This window comes from Sphingopyxis sp. Root154 (assembly GCF_001427105.1).
Lineage (GTDB): Bacteria > Pseudomonadota > Alphaproteobacteria > Sphingomonadales > Sphingomonadaceae > Sphingopyxis.
Genome location: NZ_LMGI01000002.1, coordinates 1347348 through 1368768, shown reverse-complemented (window position 1 = coordinate 1368768; position 21421 = coordinate 1347348). Strand labels below are relative to the sequence as shown.

17 protein-coding genes are annotated in these 21421 nt (G+C 66.9%); 7 read left to right on the top strand and 10 right to left on the bottom strand.

Annotated elements, in window-relative coordinates; genetic code table 11:
- The first annotated feature begins 152 nt into the window (after positions 1–152).
- From ASD73_RS12265 to ASD73_RS12255, 3 genes are all read left to right on the top strand, one after another.
- Positions 153–1487, top strand: coding sequence for a hypothetical protein (locus tag ASD73_RS12265; RefSeq protein ID WP_235534352.1), 1335 nt, complete (start codon positions 153–155; stop codon positions 1485–1487).
- A gap of 177 nt (positions 1488–1664) precedes the next feature.
- Positions 1665–6365: an NAD-glutamate dehydrogenase gene (locus ASD73_RS12260; protein WP_056373577.1), complete on the top strand. Its 4701-nt coding sequence runs from the start codon at positions 1665–1667 to the stop codon at positions 6363–6365.
- Positions 6366–7223, top strand: coding sequence for an ATP-grasp domain-containing protein (locus tag ASD73_RS12255; RefSeq protein WP_056372683.1), 858 nt, complete (start codon positions 6366–6368; stop codon positions 7221–7223).
- On the opposite strand, the gene ASD73_RS12250 is transcribed toward ASD73_RS12255, so the two are convergent.
- Positions 7208–7453, bottom strand: a complete 246-nt coding sequence (locus ASD73_RS12250) for a ribbon-helix-helix domain-containing protein (RefSeq protein WP_200934937.1) — start codon at positions 7451–7453, stop codon at positions 7208–7210. The genes ASD73_RS12255 and ASD73_RS12250 overlap by 16 nt on opposite strands.
- A complete protein-coding gene (locus ASD73_RS12245) occupies positions 7450–7992 on the bottom strand; it encodes a DUF7010 family protein (RefSeq protein ID WP_056372679.1) in 543 nt (180 codons plus the stop codon). The genes ASD73_RS12250 and ASD73_RS12245 overlap by 4 nt, the downstream gene beginning before the upstream one ends.
- 150 nt (positions 7993–8142) lie before the next feature.
- Between ASD73_RS12245 and ASD73_RS12240 the strand changes: the two genes are divergently transcribed.
- The gene (locus ASD73_RS12240; RefSeq protein ID WP_056372677.1) at positions 8143–8910 is read left to right on the top strand and encodes a helix-turn-helix domain-containing protein; all 768 of its coding nucleotides are present in this window, start codon (positions 8143–8145) and stop codon (positions 8908–8910) included.
- A gap of 170 nt (positions 8911–9080) precedes the next feature.
- Here the strand turns inward: ASD73_RS12240 and phbB are convergent, their stop codons facing one another.
- The 8 genes from phbB to ASD73_RS12200 all read right to left on the bottom strand — a co-directional run bounded on the left by phbB (position 9081) and on the right by ASD73_RS12200 (position 17675).
- Positions 9081–9803 (bottom strand): acetoacetyl-CoA reductase, encoded by a 723-nt coding sequence (gene phbB / locus ASD73_RS12235; RefSeq protein WP_056372676.1) that lies wholly within the window; start codon positions 9801–9803, stop codon positions 9081–9083.
- Between the two features lie 105 nt (positions 9804–9908).
- Complete coding sequence (locus ASD73_RS12230; protein WP_056372674.1) at positions 9909–11459, bottom strand: DUF1963 domain-containing protein; 1551 nt, start codon at positions 11457–11459, stop codon at positions 9909–9911.
- Positions 11460–11554: 95 nt separating this feature from the next.
- Positions 11555–12550 (bottom strand): ferrochelatase, encoded by a 996-nt coding sequence (gene hemH, locus ASD73_RS12225; RefSeq protein WP_056372672.1) that lies wholly within the window; start codon positions 12548–12550, stop codon positions 11555–11557.
- On the bottom strand, positions 12547–14835 hold the full coding sequence (locus ASD73_RS12220) for a xanthine dehydrogenase family protein molybdopterin-binding subunit (RefSeq protein ID WP_056372670.1): 2289 nt from the start codon (positions 14833–14835) through the stop codon (positions 12547–12549). Before ASD73_RS12220 ends, hemH begins: the two co-directional genes overlap by 4 nt.
- A gap of 73 nt (positions 14836–14908) precedes the next feature.
- Positions 14909–15619: an SIMPL domain-containing protein gene (locus tag ASD73_RS12215; RefSeq protein ID WP_056372668.1), complete on the bottom strand. Its 711-nt coding sequence runs from the start codon at positions 15617–15619 to the stop codon at positions 14909–14911.
- A gap of 51 nt (positions 15620–15670) precedes the next feature.
- Positions 15671–16243, bottom strand: a complete 573-nt coding sequence (locus ASD73_RS12210; protein ID WP_056373575.1) for a hypothetical protein — start codon at positions 16241–16243, stop codon at positions 15671–15673.
- Positions 16244–16263: 20 nt separating this feature from the next.
- A complete protein-coding gene (locus tag ASD73_RS12205; RefSeq protein WP_056372666.1) occupies positions 16264–16686 on the bottom strand; it encodes a CoA-binding protein in 423 nt (140 codons plus the stop codon).
- Positions 16686–17675 carry an Mrp/NBP35 family ATP-binding protein gene (locus ASD73_RS12200; RefSeq protein ID WP_056372664.1) on the bottom strand — a complete coding sequence of 330 codons (990 nt, stop codon included), beginning with the start codon at positions 17673–17675 and terminating at the stop codon, positions 16686–16688. Before ASD73_RS12200 ends, ASD73_RS12205 begins: the two co-directional genes overlap by 1 nt.
- Positions 17676–17766: 91 nt before the next feature.
- On the opposite strand from ASD73_RS12200, the gene hflK reads away from it, so the two are divergent.
- From hflK to ASD73_RS12185, 3 genes are all read left to right on the top strand, one after another.
- On the top strand, positions 17767–18936 hold the full coding sequence (hflK, locus tag ASD73_RS12195) for a protease modulator HflK (RefSeq protein ID WP_082521504.1): 1170 nt from the start codon (positions 17767–17769) through the stop codon (positions 18934–18936).
- A complete protein-coding gene (hflC, locus tag ASD73_RS12190; RefSeq protein ID WP_056373571.1) occupies positions 18936–19787 on the top strand; it encodes a protease modulator HflC in 852 nt (283 codons plus the stop codon). Before hflK ends, hflC begins: the two co-directional genes overlap by 1 nt.
- 128 nt (positions 19788–19915) lie before the next feature.
- Positions 19916–21409 carry a trypsin-like peptidase domain-containing protein gene (locus tag ASD73_RS12185; RefSeq protein ID WP_056376060.1) on the top strand — a complete coding sequence of 498 codons (1494 nt, stop codon included), beginning with the start codon at positions 19916–19918 and terminating at the stop codon, positions 21407–21409.
- Positions 21410–21421 lie beyond the last annotated feature (12 nt).

Sequence of the window (21421 nt, the reverse complement as noted above, 5' to 3'; positions counted from 1 at the left end):
CGCGCTGGCGGCTAAAGTGGGCGGGAGGAAATGGAGGATATAGGGGCGGTCCGCAGGCTTCGGGTCACCGCGGCCATCGTTTACGCCGCTTTTACCAGTCCCGGTGCATAAGATTTACCGATGTTTGCGACTGGGGACAAATGATGGACAGCATGCGCGGACTGCTTTCGGGCAGCCACGACCAGGAGGATGGGGCGATCGATGCGCCCGCATCCGTCGGCGTCGACGAACGGCGAATGCAGGTTCGAGCCTATAATTACTGGGCCTCGCTGCTCGCCGACCGCGCTTATCCGTCGGTCGAGGACCTCGATCTCGACGGCGCCGATTTCGGCTCGCATTCGGTGCTGCTCGATTTCACCGCGGGCGTCGAAAACCCCGGGCTCGCCTTCCTCGGCGACACGCTGCGCGAAGAATCGCAGATCGACGAGGACGTCCATTATATCAGCCAGATCCCGGGCCGATCCTTGCTGTCGCGCCTCACCGACCATTATCTCCAGATCATCGCCAACCGCGCGCCGATCGGCTTCGAGGCGGAGTTCGTCAACGATCGCGGTACGACGATCATGTACCGCGGCATCCTGCTGCCCTTTTCGTCCGACGACGACACGATCGATTTCATCATGGGTGTGATCAACTGGAAGAAAGCCGTTCCTGCCGACCAGGCCGAAGAACTGCTGCTCTCGGTCGAACAGGCGCTGCGCAGTGCCGCGCCGCTGACCGCGCCGGTGCCCGTGTGGGCCGATGGTCCCGACTCGGAGCATCTCGACGACGATGTCGCTGTCGATGCGACCCCGGGTTTTGCCGGGCTGGGCAAGGATGATGAGCTCTTGCTGGATGCCGAGGTCGGTGCGGACGAGGACGAGGTGTCGGTCGATCCGGGGCAGGATGCCGAACTCGCCGACTGGCTCGCGCTCGCGCGCGAAACCGCCGAGCGCGCGATCGCCGCGGACAGCCGGAGTCGCGGTGCGCTCTATCAGGCGGTCGGCAAGGCGTGGGATTTCGCGCTCGCCGCCGAGGAGCAGCCCGATGCCTTTGCCGCGCTGCTCGACGACGCGGGGCTGGCGATGCAGGAGCGCGCGCCGATGACCCCGGTCGTGAAGCTGGTTTTCGGCGCGACCTATGACAAGACGCGGCTTGCCGAATATGCCTGCGTGCTCGGCCACGCCAAAGACGAAGGTGTGGGACGCGGCGAGCTCGGGGCCTATCTCGACCGCTATCCGGGCGGGCTCAAGGGGCTGGTCAAGGACACGCGCGCGCGCCGCAAGCCGGCCGACGCCACCGAACGTCCCGACGAGACCCTCGATGCATTGCGCCGCGCGCATCCGGCGCTCATCCTCGAGCATGACGCCGGCGGCGCCGAATTCGTCGTGCTGATCGCGCGCGCGATGCCGGGCGGGCACATAGGTATCGTCGCCAAGGCGGCCGACGATACCGCGCTGGTAGCGAAGCTGGCGAAGAAGGCGGTTCCGATCACGCCCGGTGCCTGAGCAAGCCGGCTGAGAGCGTTCACGCAACAGAAAATCCGAAAATTGAAATTATTTTACGTGGGCGCGCGAACGAGGTCTTGAGCCGCGCGCCGCTGAGGCGCATAGGGGGCGGCAGCGAACGGGCCCCCGCCGATCGTCGGCTGGGATCCCCCTCTTTGGTTCGGGATGCTGCACTTTATGTCTCAGAATTTGTCCGACACGCCGGAAACGGACACCACCACCTCCACCGCCAAAATTCCTTCGAAAATCGCCGCCGCCTATCTGGCGGCGCTGCGTGGCAGCGCGCTGCCGGGCGAGGGCGACGATATGGACAAGGCGGCGCTCGCCGACGCGAGCCAGTTCGCCGCGCGCGCCGCGCTCGATCGCGCCGAAGCGACCCCGTCGCTGCTGCTCGAACCGATCGCCGCCGACGGCACCGACCGCCGGATGCGGCTGGTCATCATCAACGACGACATGCCCTTCCTCGTCGATTCGACCTCGCAGGCGGTTGCCGCGCAGGGGCTCGCCGTCCACCGCATCCTGCACCCCGTCGTCGCGGTGAAGCGCGATGCCAAGGGGCATCTGCAGGAAGCGGGCGAGGGCGGAACCCGCGAGTCGGTCATCTATATCGAGCTCGAGCGCGGCGACGCGCGTGCGCGCCGCCGCCTGCTCGACGGGCTCGAAGCGGCGCTGCGCGATGTCCGCGCCGCGGTACGCGACTGGCGGGCGATGCGCGCCGCGATGCTCGCCGACGCCGCGATGCGCGTCGAGGGCGAAGCCGCTGAGCTGCTGCGCTGGTTCGAGGGTGGGGCGATGACCCAGCTTGGCCATGAATGGCGCACCCGCGACGGCAAGGTTCAGGACTCGCTGGGGATCAGCGAGAGCGGCGAAAGCCAGCTGCTGTCGCCCGCCGCGCTTGAAGCGGCCTTTGCCTGGTTCGACAAGGGGGGCCATGCGCCGCTGCTGATCAAGTCGAACCGGCTGTCGGCGGTGCATCGCCGCGTGCTGCTCGACCTCGTCATCGTGCCCGAAGTGAAGGGCAAGAAGGTCGAACGCCTGTCGATCCATGCGGGCCTGTGGACCAGTGCCGCGCTGTCGGCGCCGCCGGCGAAGGTGCCCGTGCTGCGCGCGCAGCTCGAAGCCTTGATGGCGAAATTCGGTTTCGACCCCACGGGTCACGCGGGCAAGGCGCTCGCGCATGCGCTGACCGCGCTGCCGCATGACCTGCTGATCGCGTTCGACGCCGCTTCGCTCGAAGAGCTGGTGCTGACTTCGATGTCGATCACCGACCGGCCGCGGCCGAAGGTGGTGACGGTGCAGAGCGCGCTGGGCCGCCACCTGTTCGCTTTCGTCTGGTTGCCGCGCGACGAGGTTTCGACCGGCCGCCGCCTTGCGGTCGAATCGCTGCTGGTGCGCGAAGCGAAGGCAGGCGTGATCGGCTGGACGATGGTGCTCGAAGACGGCGGCGCGGCGCTCCTCCGCTACACGCTCGACCTGCGCAGCGGCGGCGTCGTGCCCGATACCGAGGCGCTCAACGCGCAGCTCGAACAGATGGTGCGCGGCTGGCAGCCCGAGGTCGAGGCGGCGCTGGCGAAGCGCGGCGACCCGGGCCGCGCGGCGGCGCTTGCTTCGCGTTTCGCGCCGACCTTCCCGCCCAATTACCGTAACCTCTATAATCCCGAGGAAGCCGCGCGCGATATCCTGCGCCTGCGCGATCTCGACGCCGCGAACCCGCGCAGCGTGCGCCTTGCGCGCAAGAGCCTCGACGGCGACGACCGGCTGCGGCTCAAGGTTTATAGCGCGGCCGGCCCTCTCGCGCTGTCCGCGGTGGTCCCCGCGCTCGAACATTTCGGCTTCGAGGTGCTCGAGGAAATCCCGACCGCTCTGCAGAGCCGCGCCCCCGGCACCGAGGGCGAAGACGAGCAGGCGATCGTGATCCACGATTTCACGTTGCGGTTGCCCGCCAATGTCGACGAACTCGCGCTGCTTCCCTACGCCGAAGTGATCGAGGGTGCGATCGCGGCGGTGCTCGACGGGCGCGCCGAAAATGACGCGTTTAACGAACTCGTACTCACCAACCAGACCGACCCGCGCGCGATCGTGTGGCTGCGCGCCTGGTTCCGCTATTTGCGTCAGGGCGGCTCGGCTTACGGCATGGACACGGTCGTCAGCGCGTTGCGCCACGCGCCCGCGCTGACCGCCGCATTGATCGAGCGTTTCGCGGCGCTCCACGATCCGAAAACGCGCGATGCGAAGCGTGCCGATGCACTCGAAGCCGACATCATGGCGGGCTTTGCCGACATCAAGTCGATAGACGAGGATCGCATCCTCCGCCTCTTCCATGCGGTGATCAGCGCGACGCTGCGCACCAACGCCTTTGCGCCCGCCGCGGAGGAAGCGCTCGCATTCAAGATCGACAGCGCGCAAGTCCCCGGCCTGCCGAAGCCGCTGCCGTGGCGCGAAGTGTGGGTCTATTCGCCGCGCGTCGAGGGCATTCACCTCCGCGCCGGTCCGGTCGCGCGCGGGGGCCTCCGCTGGTCCGACCGCCGCGACGACTTCCGCACCGAAATCCTCGGGCTGATGAAGGCGCAGCGCGTCAAGAACGCCGTGATCGTGCCGACGGGCGCGAAGGGCGGCTTTTATCCCAAGGCGCTGCCCGACGTGTCGCTCGACCGCGATGCGTGGTTCGCCGAGGGCACCGAATGCTACCGCATCTTCATCCGCTCTTTGCTGTCGATCACCGACAATCTGGTCGCGGGCAAGGTCGTGCATCCGAAGGGCGTCGTGATCCATGACGGCGACGATCCCTATTTCGTCGTCGCGGCCGACAAGGGCACCGCGACCTTCTCCGACGTCGCCAATGGGCTCGCGATGGAACGCGACTTCTGGCTCGGCGATGCGTTCGCGAGCGGCGGGTCGAAGGGTTATGACCACAAGGCGATGGGCATCACCGCCAAGGGCGCGTGGCTTTCGGTCCAGCGCCACTTCGCCGAAATGGGCGTCGATGTGCAGAGCGACACGATCCGCGTCGCCGGCTGCGGCGACATGTCGGGCGACGTGTTCGGCAACGGCATGCTGCTGTCGAAGGCGATCCAGCTGACCGCGGCGTTCGACCACCGCCATATCTTCCTCGACCCCAATCCCGATCCGGCGAAGAGCTGGAAGGAACGCGAGCGGATGTTCAACCTGCCGCGCTCGTCTTGGGCCGATTATAACGCCAAGCTGATCTCGAAGGGCGGCGGCATCTTCCCGCGCAGCCAGAAGAGCATCCCGCTGAGCGCAGAAGTGCAGGCGCTGCTCGGCCTGTCGGTGTCCGAAATCGACCCCGGCTCGCTGATCTCGGCGATCCTCAAGGCCCCCGTCGACCTGCTCTGGTTCGGCGGCATCGGCACCTATGTGAAGGCCGCGAGCCAGAATAACGCCGAGGTCGGCGATCCCGCGAACGACGCGCTGCGCGTCGATGCCGAGGATCTGCGCGTGAAGGCGGTCGGCGAAGGCGCGAACCTCGGCACGACGCAGGCCGCGCGTATCGCTTTCTCGGCGAAAGGCGGGCGGATCAACACCGACTTCATCGACAACAGCGCGGGCGTCGACTGCTCGGATAATGAGGTCAATATCAAGATCGCGCTCAACCGCGAGATGGCCGAAGGGCGTCTCAGTCAGGACGACCGCGACGCGCTGCTCGTGCGCATGACCGACAATGTCTCGGAACTGGTGCTCGAGGACAACCGGCTGCAGGCGCTCGCGCTGTCGATCGCCGAAAAGGGCGGATCGGCGGCGGTGCCGTCGCTCGTCCGGATCATGGAGACGTTCGAGGCATCGGGCCGGCTCGACCGCAAGGTCGAAGGGCTCGCCGCGAACGACGAACTGCTCCGTCGCGCCGCCGAAGGGCGCGGGCTGACGCGCCCCGAACTCGCGGTGCTGCTGTCGACTTCGAAGCTCGCGTTGCAGGATGCGATCGAGCATAGCGACCTGCCGAACGATCCGGCGCTCGGCAGCGACCTTGCGGCGGCCTTCCCCGACGAGATGCAGCGCGATTTTGCGCAGGCGATCGCCGATCACCAGCTGCGCCGCGAAATCATCGCGACGAAGATCGCGAACCGCATCATTAATCGTATGGGCATCGTCCATCCCTTCGAACTCGTCGAAGAGGAAGGCTGCGCGCTCGGCGATATCGCCGCGGCGTTCGTCGCGGTCGAGCGCCTGCTCGACATGCCCGCGATCTGGGACGCGCTCGACACGGCAAAGATCGACGAGAGTATCCGCCTGTCGCTGTTCGCTCAGGCGGCGTCGGCGATGACCTCGCAAATGGCCGACCTCTTGCGCGTGACGCAGACACTGTCGCAACCCGGCCCGATCGTCGCGCGGCTCGAACCCGGCGTCGATCGCCTCAATGCGAGCGTCGACGGCCTGCTCAGCCCGTCGGTCAAGCATCAATGGGACATGCTGACGCAGCAGTTGCTCGACGCGGGCGCGCCCGAGGCGCTGACCGCGTCGGTCGTGCGGCTGTTCAAGACCGACGGCGCGATCGGCATCGTCGACCTTGCCGAACGGCGCGGCGACGACGAGGTCGCGGTGACCAGCGCCTTCACCCATCTGGGCGAAGCCTTGGGGCTCGACTGGGCGCAGACGCTGGCGGCGCATATGAGCCCCGCCGATCCGTGGGAACGCCTGTTGGTCAACAGCCTCGCGCGCGATTTCCAGCAGATGCGGCTGACTTTCCTCGCAGGGCTGCCGAAGGGCGATCTCGACGCGGCGGTGACCAAATGGCTCGCCGACCACGCGCCGCGTGTCGAACAGTTCCGCGCGACGGTCGACCGCGCGCGGATGATCCCGACCCCGAACGGCGCGATGCTGTCGCACATCGCGGGGCAGGCGCGCGGGCTCTTGGGAAGGTAAATGCCGTTCCAGCCCCGCGTCGCGATCCTCGTTCCGGCGCCCGATTATTATGAGAAGTGGCAGCCCGCCTTTGCCCGCAAGGCGGCGGCGCTGACCGCAGCCGGGCTGATCGTCGAGCAGCGTATCTGGACCGATCCCGGCGATTTGTCGGGTTATGACCTGATCCTGCCGCTCTTCGCCTGGGGCTATCAGCGCGACGTCTCCGGCTGGTACGCATTGCTCGACCGGCTTGAGGCCGAAGCGCTGCCGGTGGTCAACCCGGTGCCGGTGCTGCGCTGGAACAGCGACAAGGCCTATCTCGGCGAACTCGGCGCAAAGGGCGTTGCGGTCGTGCCGACGGTCGAGGTCGATGCGCTCGACGATGCGAGCCTTGCCGAAGCAATGTCGGAACTCCTGACCGATGAAGTCGTGATCAAGCCCGCCATTTCGGGCGGAGCCGACGGCACGCACCGCATCGCATCCGGCGCGCCGATTCCCGCCGATGCTTTGGGTGCCCGCCGGCTGGTCCAGCCGCTGATGCCTGGCATCCTGACCGAGGGCGAATATTCGCTCTTCTTCTTCGCCGGCAAGTTCAGTCATGCGATCGTCAAGCGTCCGGCTTCGGGCGACTTTCGCGTGCAGGAGCAGTTCGGCGGGCGCGAGACGGCGTGCGAGGCGAGCGAGGCCGCGCAGGCTCTTGCTGCGCAGGCGTTGGCGGCGGCACCGGCGCCGCCGGTTTACGCGCGCGTCGACATGGTCGGCGATGCCGTGGGCACGCTGCACATCATGGAACTCGAACTGATCGAGCCGTCGCTGTTCCTGCATCACGCGCCCGACAAGGGGGCGGCGTTCGGATCGGCGGTCTACGGCGCGATCTGACCGGGCCGGCTCCGCCACAGCCATTGCCGGATCGCCGAGGTCAGGTTCGGCGGATCGTTGGCTTCCATCCGCTCGACATCGATGCGCGCGACGAGCGCGTTGACGGGGAGCGTCTGCCGCGCCGCCTCGGCTTCGAGCGCGTCCCAGAACATCGGTTCGAGGCTGATCGAGGTCGGATGGCCCGCGATCGTCACCGATCGTTTGACCGGGGGATGCAAGGGCGCGCTCAACGGCGGGAGCGCCAGCGCTGCAGGATCCACGCGGCGGCGATCAGTTCGATGATGCCGACGAGGAAGCCGAGGTTGAACGGAAGGCCGATGCCGAACAGCGCGAGTGCGCCGATCAGCAGGATCGCGCCGCCGAGCGCCCAATAGGCGATCTCGCCATACATGGTGCGAAAGAGGAAATAGCGCGCGCCGACGATCGCGGCGAAGGTCGGGATCGCGAGATCGGGCGCGCGTACCAGCAATACCCATGCGATCAGCACGCCGACGAACAGCGGGATCGTCGCTTCGATCGCGAGGGTTTCGAGCGGCCTGCCTATCGCCGCCTTGGGCGCCTTGAATGCGGTGCGTTCGATGAGGACACCGAGCGGATGGATCGCCATGCCGCCGAAGAACAGCGCGGCAAAGGCGGCGGTGGTGCCGTGAAGCTGCCACACCGTTCCGGCGATCAGCCAGACGAGGCCCGAGACGAGCACGCCGGGAGCGCCGCCGGCATAGGCGCGGGAGAGGTCCTGCTGGGCCGTAGTGAGAGAGGCTTCGGTCATGCTTGGGGTGTAGCGACTTGATTCGTGACAGCAAGGCCACAGCCGGACCGCCGCGCCGTCCAAAATCGGGGTACGATTTATTGGGGGTGGCACGCCATATCGGCGTTCCGTAAACCGGCCAGCCGATCCGGCGCAAATGCAGGCAGGCTCATGACAGGACTTCAGGCGCTCACCGAAAAAGAAAAAGAGACGTTGCGCCTGCTGGTCGATGGCCATGACGCAAAATCGATGGCGCGGCATCTGGGGCTGTCGGTCCATACGATCAACGAACGGCTGCGCGATGCGCGGCGCAAGATGTCGGCGTCCAGCAGCCGCGAGGCCGCCCGGCAACTGCGCGAGATCGAACGGCAGGACCCCCAATTTCTGGCGGACAGGGTTTTGGGGGCTGCGGCCGCGGTCTCGAACATGGAAGAGCTTCGGGCACCGGTCGGGGCGCGCCGCATGTCGCGCCGCTTCGGCTGGATATCCGGAGGAATATTCATGTCGTTCAGCCTTGCCCTGCTTGCCCTTTCGTCCCTGCCCGGGTCCGCGCCGACTCCGGCGTCCTCACCTGCCACGCTGCCAACCGTGACGCTCTCTACGCCCGCGACCGAAACCGCCGCGGTCCAGTCGGCGCGGCAGTGGCTCGCACTCGTCGACAAGGGCGACTGGAACGGCAGCTGGAATGCGACGGGGCAGGCGTTCAAGTCGCTCAACACCAGCGAGCGGTGGGCCGACGTGTCGGAGGCCGTCCGCACGCCGCTCGGCGCGCTCGTCTCGCGCGAGCTGATCGGCGAGGAAAATGTGCCCGCGCCGCCCTATGGCTATCAGGTCGTGAAGTTCCGGACGAGCTATGCGAACAAGGCCGGGGCGATCGAAACGCTGTCGCTGGTTCGCGAGGGCGACGAATGGCGCGTGGTCGGGTGTACGATCGAGTAGCGGACGGGTGGTGGGTTTGATGGGCGACGGCAAAGCCGCCGCCTGACGTCAGACGGGGCGGCGATCTTTCGGGATCGCCGCCCCGCTGGCCGTGCCGGGCCGTGGCTTCGCCACCGGTTGCCAGCTCGCCGTTCGCAGGCGCGAACGACATTGCTGGCGCCCTCGGCCCGTCAGTACATATGCTGCCCGCCATTGATCGACATCGTCGATCCGGTCACGAACCCCGCATCCTCGCTGCACAGGAAGGCGACGCCGCGCGCGATCTCGTCGGCTTGCCCCAGCCGCCCGACGGGGATCTTCGCGACGATCTTTTCCAGCACCTGCGGCGGGACCGCGGCGACCATGTCGGTGTCGATATAGCCCGGCGCGATCGCGTTGACCGTCACGCCCTTCTTGGCGCCCTCCTGCGCCAGCGCCTTGGTAAAGCCGTGTATGCCCGATTTCGCGGCGGCGTAGTTGACCTGGCCGTACTGGCCGGCCTGCCCGTTGATCGAGCCGATATTGACGATGCGGCCCCAGCCGCGCTCGACCATGCCGCCAAAGGTCGCCTTCGCCATGTTGAAGCAGCCGCCGAGGTTGACGCGCATCACGTCGTCCCAGTCGTCGTAGCTCATGCGGGCGAGCGTGCCGTCGCGGGTGATGCCGGCATTGTTGACGACGATATCGACGGGACCGAATTCCTCGGCGATGCGCGCGCAGCTATCGAGGCATGCCTGATGGTCGCCGACGTCCCATTTGATCGCCGCGATGCCGGTGCGGTCGGTGAACTCGCGGGCCTTTTCGTCATTGCCGCCATAGTTTGCGACGACGGTGACGCCTTGTTCCTTCAACTTGAGGCTGATCGCCTCGCCGATGCCGCGGCTGCCACCGGTAACGATTGCGATACGTGCCATAAATCCAGCTCTCCCACAGAGTTATGGACCATGACTAGGCTGCGCAAGCGGCGGCTGCAAGTTTACCGGAACGTCAATCGCAAAGCTATTCAGGGGTAGAGGGAGTTAGCTGCTCACCTGTACCCGCAGTTTTGAAAAATCGCCGATCGCGAGGTCCGCCCTGTCGATCGTCACCACCAGATTGTCGCGGTCGCCGAAGCGCCGGCTCATCAATCCGCTGGTCGGCAATTCGAGCAGCACCGCATCGCGCTCTTCGTCATAATCGGGGACGTGACGAAAGGGCTCATGTCCCATCGCGGCCATCTCGCGTTCGGCCAGCGTGCGCCACCAGGGCTCGAAAAAGGCGCGCGCCGGCGCCGAAAGATTGTCCGGATTGGCGCACCAGGCATGCTTCGCGCGATCGAACAAGATCGTCTGATAATCATGAACCCACAGATTCGCGTCGGCGCGATGTGTCGTCAGCGGCAGGGTGATCGTCTCGACCTGTGGGGCGCCCGTTTCGGGGTCAACCGAGCGGATCACCTTCGCCCAGCGGATCGCGTGCAGCGCAGCCATCACCGCGGTTGCGTCGCTGGCCGAGAAATCGGCGCGCCCGGCGCCGTCGCGGACAATCGCGATAATTTCTTCGGCGCGTGCGCGGGCATCGCGGTTGAGCGCGGCGCATTGTTCCATTTCGCCGGGTTCATCGGCCTCGGCCTCAGGCGCTTCGGTCATCAGCCGGTCGAGCCGCTGCTCGAGCAGGGCGATCATCGCGGTCATGCTGCCCCAGTCGAAGGGATGGAAGGCGGGGTCGGCGATGTCGTAGCCGCGATCATGGAGCGCGGCGCCGGGCTCGTCCGGATCGCCCTCGCTGCGCGGATCGGCATCGCCGGGGCGGATAGTGACCAGGTCGATGGGCCATTCGGGAAAGGCGCGCACGGCGAAGGAGCCGAGATCGCCTGAAGCGAGGCCGCCATGCGGGCCGAACCAGCCCTCGGGATCGTTGAGCGTGAAGGGCGGCGTAACCGCCATGCCGTTATCGCGCAGATGCAGGACGCGCAGCGCATGCTTGCGGCGGTGGATGAAGAATGCGAGCGCGCCGCCGCGCGGCCCCAGCCCGCCCCACAGATCCCGCGGCAGGTCGGCGCAGCTGATCTGCGCCAGAAAATCCGCCGGCTGATCGTCGATCCTTGGCCATTCCATGCCTGCGGGGAGGTGCGGACGGCCACCGAGCCAGCTGTTCGTCGAGATCGCGTCGCGTGGCGGGATCTGGGGGACGAGGCGTAGCGTCACCTCCTCGGCGTCTGCCGTCTCGACCCGGTGCACTTCGTCCTCGACCTCGACCTCGGAAATCGTCGGTTCGAGTGCGACCTCGACGGGGTCTGCGACGGCGGCGGGCTCGGGCACGGTTTCATATTCGACCTCGGCCGGTATTTCGAGCGGCGCCTTGCGGCTGATCCGCGCGAGCCGCGAGGGGGAGATTTCGACCTCTTCCAGCTCCGGCTTCGCTCGGCGCGATAGCTTCGGCAGGCGGCTTTCGCCCGGCGCGCGCGATTCGCGCGGCGCGGCGGAAGCGGTGCGCGGACGGCGAAGCCTCCACAGGGCAAAACCGATGATCGCCAGAAAGGCCAGCGTGGCCACGGCTAGCGCCAACCCTAGCGATTCGAGCTGGTTCATGACGTATCTCCAAAATCGTGAGGGGCCGGGCCTTTTCGGCGCCACCTCGGACCAATTTAGTGCATGGACCTAAACAGTTGGTAAGCAGCCGCGATTCAGAGCCATCCCGCGAGTTCGCGGCGCGCCAGCGTCTCCAGCATCGCGATGCCGGGCGTATCGGCGTTGAGGCAGGGGAGATAGGCGAAACGCCGCCCGCCTGCGTCCTCATATTGCTGCTTGCCGCGAATCGCCAGTTCTTCGAGCGTTTCGAGGCAATCGGCCGCAAAGCCAGGTGCGAAGATCGCGACGCTGCGGCCTTCACGGCCGAGCTGTTCGAGGCGCGTGTCGGTCGCGGGTTCGAGCCATTTGGCGCGCCCGAATCGCGACTGGAAGGCGACCTCGACGGGCCTGCCGAGCGCGTCGGCGAGCAACCGCGCGCTTTTCCTGCACTGACAATGATAGGGGTCGCCGAGGTGCAACGTGCGTTGGGGCATGCCGTGAAAGCTCGCGAGCAAGACATCGGGCGTGAAGTCGAGCGCGGCCAGCGCGGTGTCCACCGATGCTTTCAGCGCGCCCAGGTAGGCCGCGTCGTCATGATAGGGCGGCAGGAAACGCAGCGTCGGCTGCCAGCGTAGCGCTTGCAGATGCTTGCCGACCGCATCGACCACGGTGGCCGTCGTCGCAGCGCAATATTGCGGATAGAGCGGCGCAACGAGGATGCGCTCGCACCCCGCCGCCTTGAGCGCGTCGATTGCGGGCCCGATCGCCGGTTTGCCGTAGCGCATCGCATAAGCGACGCGCACCGTTTCCCCGAACGCGGCTTGCAGCGCTTCGCTCTGCCTTCGCGTGATCGCGGCGAGCGGCGAGCCTTCGTCGGTCCACACTTGAGCATAGGCATGTGCCGACTTTTTCGGCCGTGTGGTCAGGATGATCCCGCGCAGGATCGGTTGCCACAGAATCTGCGGAATTTCGACGACACGGCGGTCGGACAGGAATTCGGCGAGATAGCGTCGCACCGACGGCGCGTCGGGCGCGTCGGGGGTGCCGAGGTTGACCAGCAGCACGCCGATTCGCGGTAGCGGCACGTGTGTATGATCGGGCGGCTGGCTCACAGCGGATGCGCCGAGAGCGGGATGCGGCGGATGCGGCGGCCCGTCGCCGCGAACATCGCATTGGCGATCGCGGGCGCGACGACGGGAACGCCGATTTCGCCGAGCCCGCCGGGCTCGCGGTCGCTCTCGACGAATTCGATCAGGATCTGCGGGGTCTGCGACAGGTCGGGCAGGCCGAGCTGGCCGAGCTTGCGCGCGGTCGCGAGGCCCCCTTCATAGTCGGTCGTCGCGCCGGCGGCGGCGGCGAGGCCGAAGATCAGCCCGCCCTCGATCTGCTGCCGCGCGATCGCCGGATTGACGAGGCGCCCGGCGTCGACCACCGCGACCAATTGCTCGACCTGCAGCCCGCGTTCGCTTTGCCGCGCGGTCGCCATCAGCGCGATATGGCTGCCGCGCATCGAGTGACAGGCGAGCCCTTGCGTCGTCCCCGACAATCCGCCCTCCCAGCCGCCCAGGCTGGTCGCGGTCAGCAGGCAGCGCGCGAGCAGCGGCGTATTGCCGAGCATTGCCATGCGATAGGACAGCGCGTCGGTTCCGGCGCGCGCCGCCATTTCATCGACGAAGCATTCGGTGAAAAAGGCGGTGTAGCTGTCGGCGTTGCCGCGCCAGCGCCCCGTCGGCAGGCCGATGTCGGCGGGGCAATGGTCGACCGCGAAGTGCGGGATCGCATAGCCGCTCGCCGCGCCCTCGACGGCGGCAGCATCGGCGCTGCCCACTGCGGCGCGCTGCGCGATGTCGGCGGGTGTGCTCGCGAACAGACGCTCGCGCACCTCATGGTTCGTCGGCGGCACGGCGATGCGCGTGACGAGTGCATCGATCCCGCCGGCGGCGTTTAGCGTCGCGGTCAGCCTGGCGCGCGCGGGTGCCCGCGGCGGCAGGCGCATGATCTCTTCGGCGCGCGACCAGGCGAGCTGAACCGGGCGTTTGACCTCGAGCGCAATAATCGCCGCCTGCACCGCGACGCTGTGGTCGAGGCAGGCGTCGAACGATCCCCCCGCCATCATCGGGAACAGCGTGACATTGGCGGGCGCCAGCCCGGTCGCGTGCACGATCGCGTCGCGGCACTGCGCGGGCGCCTGCGTCGCGACCCAGACGCGCAGGCCGCCGCCGTTGGGCGCGGCGGTCGCGGTGCGTGTCTCGATGGCGGCGTGGAGCGCGGGGGCGACGGCAAATTCTGCCGCGACTTTCTGTCGTCCTTCCATCGCCTCGGCGACGTCGCCTTCGCTTGCGATGCGATAGCCGTCGCCTTTCAGCGCGGTTTTCAGCGCCTTGTCGATCCGGTCGGTCGATATCGGCGTGCCCTCGGTTTCGAAGGTGGGCGCGAAGCGGTCGAGCGCGCGGTTCGCCGCCCACCAATTGCGCGCGACCGCCGCGACCCAACGTTCGTGCGTCACGACATGCAGCAGGCCGGGTGATGCGAGCCCCTTTTTACGGTCGATGCTCTTCAGCCGCGTCGCGCCGAGCGGCCCTTGGCGGATCGCCGCGAACACCATGTCGGGCAGGCGGATGTCGCCGGCATAATTGGCCGACCCGTCGATCTTGGCGGGCAGATCGAGCCGCGTCAGCTCCTTGCCGTAAAGCGGGTCCGAACTGCTCGCGCGATAGACGGGCTCGGCGGGCGGTTCGAGCAGCGCCGCAGCCGCCGCGACATCGCCAAAGCGCAGTCTTTTCTTGCCATGGGTGACGAAGCCGTCCTGCGTGTCGCATTCTTCCCAGTCGGCGTCCCAGCGCTTTGCCGCCGCCATCATCAGCAGCGCGCGCGCCTGCGCCGCAGCGGCGCGGCAGGGCGCCTCGAACATGCGCACCGACGAGCTGTTCGCGGTCAGCATCACGGCATGACGCACCGCCCATTCGCGGCGCGCCCAGCTGCGCACGTCGGACACGAAATCGGGAACGCCCGCACGCGGGGTAAAGACCGCGCTATCCTCGTCGACCAGCAGCGTATTCGTGTAGAGCGGGTTAATCGGCGCGGTTTCGACCGCGATCGTGCGCCAGTCGGCGCCGAGTTCGTCGGCCATGATCTGCGGCAGCAAGGTGGCGACGCCCTGTCCCATCTCGCATTGCGGGACGATCGCGCTGATGTGGCCGTCGTCGCCGATCTTGAGGAAGGCGTTGAAGATATGTTCGTCGGCGGCGGCGGTGAGATTGGGCTGGTAATCGCGCGGCCAGAGGCTCCATGCGATGGCCAGTCCGCCCGCCGCTGTCGCGCCGACGAGCAGCGAACGGCGGCTGACGTGCGGCAAGCGCGATTTGTTTTTCTCCACTGTGTCGCGAATGCCGGCCATGCCCGTTGCTGATAGCGGCGCGAGTCGGCGAGGCAAAGGCTTTTGGGATTATAGTCGCCCCGGCGACGGGCCCCTACTTCTCCGACAGCGCGAAATCGACGCGTACCGAAACCTGCGATTCGCTTACCCCAGGATTGAAGGGCGGAGCGGCCGATTGCGCCGCGACCTCGTAATTGGCGGCGTCCGCAGCATAAGGCATCGGCGGCGCGCTGTCGCCGCCATCGCGGATCGTCAGCACGCGGTCGATCTTGAGCCCCGCGGCGCCGGCATAGGCATCGGCGCGGGCGCGCGCGGCGCGATAGGCGGCGGCATAGGCCGATTTGGTCGCCGCTTCCTGATCGGCGACGCGCAGCGTCGGCCCCGACAGGACGTTGGCACCGGCCTCTGTCGTCGCGGCGACCGCCTCGCCCGCCTTGTCGACCGCGCGCATCCGCACCTCGACCTGATTGACGGCTTCATATTTGCCCTTGTTCGCGCCCCAGTCGATCCGGTTCACCGTCAGCTGGCGCGTCTGCAAATCCTTGCCCGCGACGCCGAAGGCTTTGAGTGCCTCGGTCACCTTGGTCATCGTTTCATTGTTGCGCTGTGTGGCGGCTTCGGCCGACGCGGCGATCGTGCTCACCCCGGCGGTGAAGCGCGCCTCGTCGGGCCGCGTCTCGGATCGACCGGTCGCCGAGACCGAGAGCAGGGTTTCGTCGTGCCCGACGCCGCGTGGGTCGGGCGCCTTTTCGCTGCACGCGCCGAGCGCGAGCAAAGGGATCAGCATAAGGGTCTGGGTGCGCATATATTTTCTCCCGTTCGATGCGACCTAGCGCATGGCGGGTGAATCGGTTCCCTACCAACCCCAGGGCGCGGGCGGCGGGGTCACCGGCTTCGCATAATCGAACGCGACGCGGAAATGGCGTCCCTGCCGGTCGAGGCCATAAGTGAACCCCGCGTCGGTCGTTTCGACCGACCAGATGTTGGTATTCGAAACGCTGCGGCCGGTCGCGGTGAACATCGCGATCGATTCGGCATCGACGGGGAAGGTCTGGCGCGTTGCCGTTCCGGCATCGGCGGTGTCGCCGCCATAGAGCGTGACGTCGTCGGGCTTGCCGTCGGCGTGGCGGTGGTCGTGCTTGAGGCGGAGGCCCGCGCCCGTCCGGCTGATGATCCAAGTCCGCGAGCGGTCCCATTCTCCGCCTTCGGCCAGTCCGTCGATATGAAAGGGAATCTCGATCCGGTCGGCGGTGCAATGGCGGATGTGCATCACCATCGCCTTGCCGCGCATGTCGGCGTCGGCCTCCTGATCGCTCGCGAGGCGGCCGGCATAGGCTTTGCCGCAGCGCGCCGAAAGGGCATCGAAGAACGCATCCTGCGGGTTCGCGCGCGTCGTCGTGGTCGCGCATCCCGCGAGCGTGGCTGCCATGAGCAGCGGCAGCGCGGCCTTCACTTCAGCAGGCCGAGCCGCGGGATCTCGACCTTGGGGCAGCGGTCCATGACCACGGTCAGTCCCGCGGCCTCGGCGCGCTTCGCCGCGGCTTCGTCGATCACGCCGATCTGCAGCCACACCGCCTTCGCGCCATGGACGATCGCCTCGTCGACCGCGGCGCCGGCGTCCGCGCTGTTGCGAAAGATGTCGACGATTTCGGCGGCGGGCTCGACGTCAGCGAGTGTCGCGACGACGGGCGCGCCGTGGATCGTCTTGCCGGCGTGGCCGGGATTGACCGCGATCACGTCATGGCCCTGGCGGACAAGGAAGGCGAGGACACCGTTCGAAGGGCGCGCCGGGTTGGGCGACGCGCCAACGACGGCGATGCGGCGCTTTTGCCCGAGCAGTTCGCGAATTTCGCCTTCGTCGTTGATCGCCATCATCGCCCCTTTCGTGTGTTCAGCCATTCGGCGACCTTCGCCGCTATCGCATGGAACGGTTCGCCCGCCGGGTCGGTTCCGGCCGCGGGCGGCACGCCGCCGTCGCTGGCGAGGCGGATGCCCATCGACAGCGGCACGCGGCCTAGGAAATCGAGCCCCATCGTCTTTGCCGCCGCTTCGGCGCCGCCGCAGCCGAACGGGTCGCTGACCTCGCCGCAATGCGGGCAGGCATAGCCCGCCATATTTTCGACGAGGCCAATGATCGGCACATCGGCCTGTTCGAACAGGCTGACCGCGCGCGTCGCGTCCATCAGCGCGAGATCCTGCGGGGTCGATACGATCACCGCGCCCGCGGGCTTGTGCCGCTGGATCATCGTCAACTGGACGTCGCCGGTGCCCGGCGGCAGGTCGACGACGAGCGTGTCGATGTCGCCCCAGCTCGCATCGACGAGCTGTTCGAGCGCCTTGCCCGCCATCGGACCGCGCCAGGCGATCGCCTGTCCGGGCGCCGCGATCTGGCCGGTCGACAGCATCGGCACGCCGTAAGCGTTGGGAACGGGAACGAGTTTCGAACCGCGCGATTCGGGCTTTACATTTTCGCTGTCCATCAGGCGGGGCTGCGATGGGCCATAGATGTCGGCGTCGACCAGCCCGACCTTCACGCCCAGCCGCAGCAGTGCAACCGCGAGGTTGGCGGCGAGGGTCGATTTGCCGACCCCGCCCTTGCCGCTGCCGACCGCGATGATCGTCATCGCCTTTTTCTCGGCGGTCATCGCGATGCGCACTTCGCGCACGCCGGTTTCTGCGAGCAGCCCGGCGCGCAGCTTGTCTTCAAGCGGTTTGCGCTCTTCGACCGCGAGACCCGACACGTCGAGAACGACAGCAAGCAGGCCCGAATCGTCGAGCAGGCGCAGGCCCGACGACCGCCCTTCGCTCAGATCGGCGGCGGCGGCGGTCAGGCGGGCGATATCGGCGCTTTGTTCGGTCATGTCCGCGGCAGATAGGCATGATTGGCCCGTTTGCCAGCCATTTTCGCGCGCACCCCCTGTTAATCGCGCCCGCCGCCCCTATAAAAGCAATATGAACGACAAGATTGACGGCAGCATGGATCGCCGCAGCCCGAGGGGATTGCGGCAATTTTTCCATCAGATCAGCCAGATGGCCAACAGCCCGTGGGGCAGCGGTCCCGGCAAGGGGGATGACGACGGCGGCAAGGGTAGTGGCGGCGACGGCAAAAAACCCGGCCCGCGCAACCCGTGGGTCACGCCCGATCCCGCCGACCAGCGGCGCGCGCAAAAGCCGCGCGGCCCTTCGGCGCTTGACGAATTGCTGCGCAAGGGCCGCGGCGGCTTTGGCGGCGGCGGAGCAGGCGGCGGCAGTCCGTTCAATTTCGGCGATTCGGCGAAGATCTGGAAATGGGTGGCTCTCGCACTCGTCGTTGCGTGGGTGCTTTTCTCTTCCTTCCACATCGTGCCGCCCGAAAAGGAAGGCGTTATCACGCGCCTCGGCAGCTATTCGCGCACCGTCGGGCCTGGCGTGAAACTGACCTGGCCCGCGCCGATCGAGCGCATCCGGCTCGAGGACGTTCGTGCGATCCGCACGATGGCGGTCGGCTCGCCGAACGCGACCGACGAGAATTTCGTGCTGACGCGCGACCAGAGCATCGTCGACCTTGCCTATGAGGTCCGCTGGTCGGTGCGCGATCCCGAGCTGTTCTTCTTCCAGCTAGCCGATCCCGAAGGCACGATCCGCGAAGTCGCCGAAAGCGCGATGCGCGCGACGGTCGCGAACTTCGACCTCGTCCAGGCGATCGGCCCCGGCCGCGTCGAGATCGAGGCGCAGGTTCAGCAGCGCATGCAGGAATTGCTCAACCAGTATCGCGCCGGCGTGATGATCCAGGGCATCGCGATTCGTCAGGTCGACCCGCCGAGCCAGGTCGACGAGGCGTTCAAGGAAGTCACCGCAGCGCGACAGGAACGCGAATCGGCGATCAACCTCGCGCGCGCCTATCAACAGCAGGTGCTCGAACGCGCGCGCGGCGACACGTCGGCGTTCGACCAGATCTACGCGCAATATGAGCTGGCACCCGAAGTGACCCGCAAGCGCCTTTATTATGAAACGATGGAGAATGTGTTGTCGAACGTCGACAAGACGATTGTCGAAGCGCGCGGGGTGACCCCCTATCTGCCGCTCAACGAAGTGCAGAAGCGGATCAAGGCACCCGAAGCCACCACGAAGGGAGGCGAATGATGTTCGGTTCGTTCTTCCAGAACCCGATGCGGCTGCTGTTTGGCGCCGTCATTATACTCGTCATCCTGTCGCAATCGCTGGCGATCGTGCCCGAGGACAAGCAGGCGCTGATCCTGCGCTTCGGCGAGATCGAGCGGACGGTGAACCGCTACAAGCCGAACGAGGACTTCGGGCGTTCGGGCGCCGGGCTCGTCCTGCGGGTGCCGTTCACCGACGGCATCCAGTATATCGACAAGCGCATCCTCGGCGTGAACATGGAGCGCCAGCAGGTGCTCTCGACCGACCAGCAGCGGTTGCAGGTCGACGCCTTCGCGCGCTTCCGCATCACCAACCCCGTGCGCATGTACACCGCGATCCGCACCGAGGATAAATTGCAGGCGCAGCTCGCGACGATCCTCGGCTCGTCGCTGCGCAACGAGCTTGGCAAGCGCACCTTTGCGACGTTGCTGTCGCCCGAACGCGGCGCGGTGATGGACAATATCCAGGTCGCGCTGAACCGCGAGGCGAACAAATATGGCGCCGAGATCATCGACGTCAGGATCAAGCGCGCCGACCTTCCCGAAGGCGCGACGCTGGAGGCGGCGTACAACCGCATGCGCACCGCGCGCCAGCAGGAAGCGATCTCGATCCGCGCCGAAGGGCAGAAGGAAGCGCAGATCATTCGCGGCAGCGCCGATGGTGAAGCGGCGCGCATCTATGCCGCCAGCTTTGGCAAGGACCCCGAATTCTATGACTTCTACCGCGCGATGCAGAGCTATCGGCAGACCTTCCTCGGCGAGAACAACCAGGGCGGGACGTCGATCATCATGTCGCCCGACAATGAATATCTGAAGCGGTTCAGCGGCGGCTGACACAGCCGGCTGCCGGCTGAATGGAACTTGCAGCGCTCGTTCATGTTCAATCACCGTTCAGCCAATTCGCCGCAGATAGCCGCGGCCGGGGCAGATGAGTTTTTCGAGAACGAAAAGGAATTTCGATCGTGCGTTATGTTTATGGCATCACTTCGGCCTTGCTGGCGGGTGGCACCGCGCTGGCGCTGGTCACCCAGTCTCCCGTCGGCGCGCAGGTCGCGCAGAATGAGAAGAGCGAAATCGCCAAGGTCGTTCCGCGTTCGGGCGCGCCCGAAAGCTTCGCCGACCTGGTCGAGCAGTTGCAGCCCGCCGTCGTCAATATCTCGACCAAGCAGGAAGTCACGCTCGGCGTCCGGCTGAACCCCTTTGCGGGGACGCGCGAGCCGATCACGCAGGAACAGCAGGGCGGCGGTTCGGGATTCCTGATCTCGGCCGACGGTTATATCGTCACCAACAATCACGTCATCTCGGGCGGTCCGCGCGGCGAGGCGGTGAACCAGGTCACGGTGACGCTGACCAACCAGAAGGAATATAAGGCGACGATCGTCGGCCGTGACGTCGCATCCGACCTCGCGTTGCTCAAGATCGAGGCCGGCGGCCTGCCGTTCGTGAAGTTCGCCGACAGCAGCACCGCGCGCGTCGGCGACTGGGTGGTCGCGATCGGCAACCCGCTCGGGCTCGGCTCGACGGTCACCGCGGGCATCATCTCGGCGGTTCAGCGCAACATCGGGCAGGGCGGCGCCTATGACCGCTATATCCAGACCGATACGGCGATCAACCGCGGCAACTCGGGCGGCCCGCTGTTCGACTTGCAGGGCAATGTCGTCGGTATCAACAATATGCTGATCTCGCCCGTCGGCGCGAACATCGGCGTCAACTTCGCGATCCCCGCCGATGCGGCGATCCCGGTGATCAACGCGCTGCGCGCCGGTGAAAAGGTCGAGCGCGGCTATCTGGGCATCGGCATCGCGCCGGTCGACGAGGATCTCGCGGCGGCGCTCGGCCTGCCAAAGGATCGCGGCGAGTTCATCCAGCGCGTCGAACCCGCGCAGGCGGGCGAAAAGGCCGGGCTGAAGCGCGGCGACGTGGTGACCAAGGTTAACGGCAAGGACGTCACGCCGCAGCAGACGCTGTCGTACATCGTCTCGAACACCAAGCCGGGTACGCGCATCCCGCTCGAGATCATTCGCGATGGCAAGGCGATGACGCTCAATGTCCTCGTCGGCACGCGTCCGCCTGAGGAAGAGCTGGCGGGCAGCAACTTCGATCCCGAGGCCGAGCAGGCCGAACCCGAGGATCCGACCGGCGCCGCCGACAAGGCGATCCAGGACGAGCTCGGCCTGTCGGTGCAGGTGGTGACCCCTGATATCGCGCGCGCGGTCGGTGTCGATGCCGGAACCAAGGGCCTCGTAATCGGCGCCGCGTCGGCGAGCAGCGATGCGGGCCGCAAGGGCCTGCGCCGCGGCGACGTGATCCTCAGCGCGAACCGCACCCCGGTCGCGACGAGCGAGGCGCTCGCCAAGACCATCGCCGACGCGAAGAAGGCGGGCCGCGATGCGGTACTGCTCGAAATCCAGCGTCGCGGCCAGCCGTCGGCCTTTATCGCGATTCGCGTGAAATAGGCTTCGGCTTCG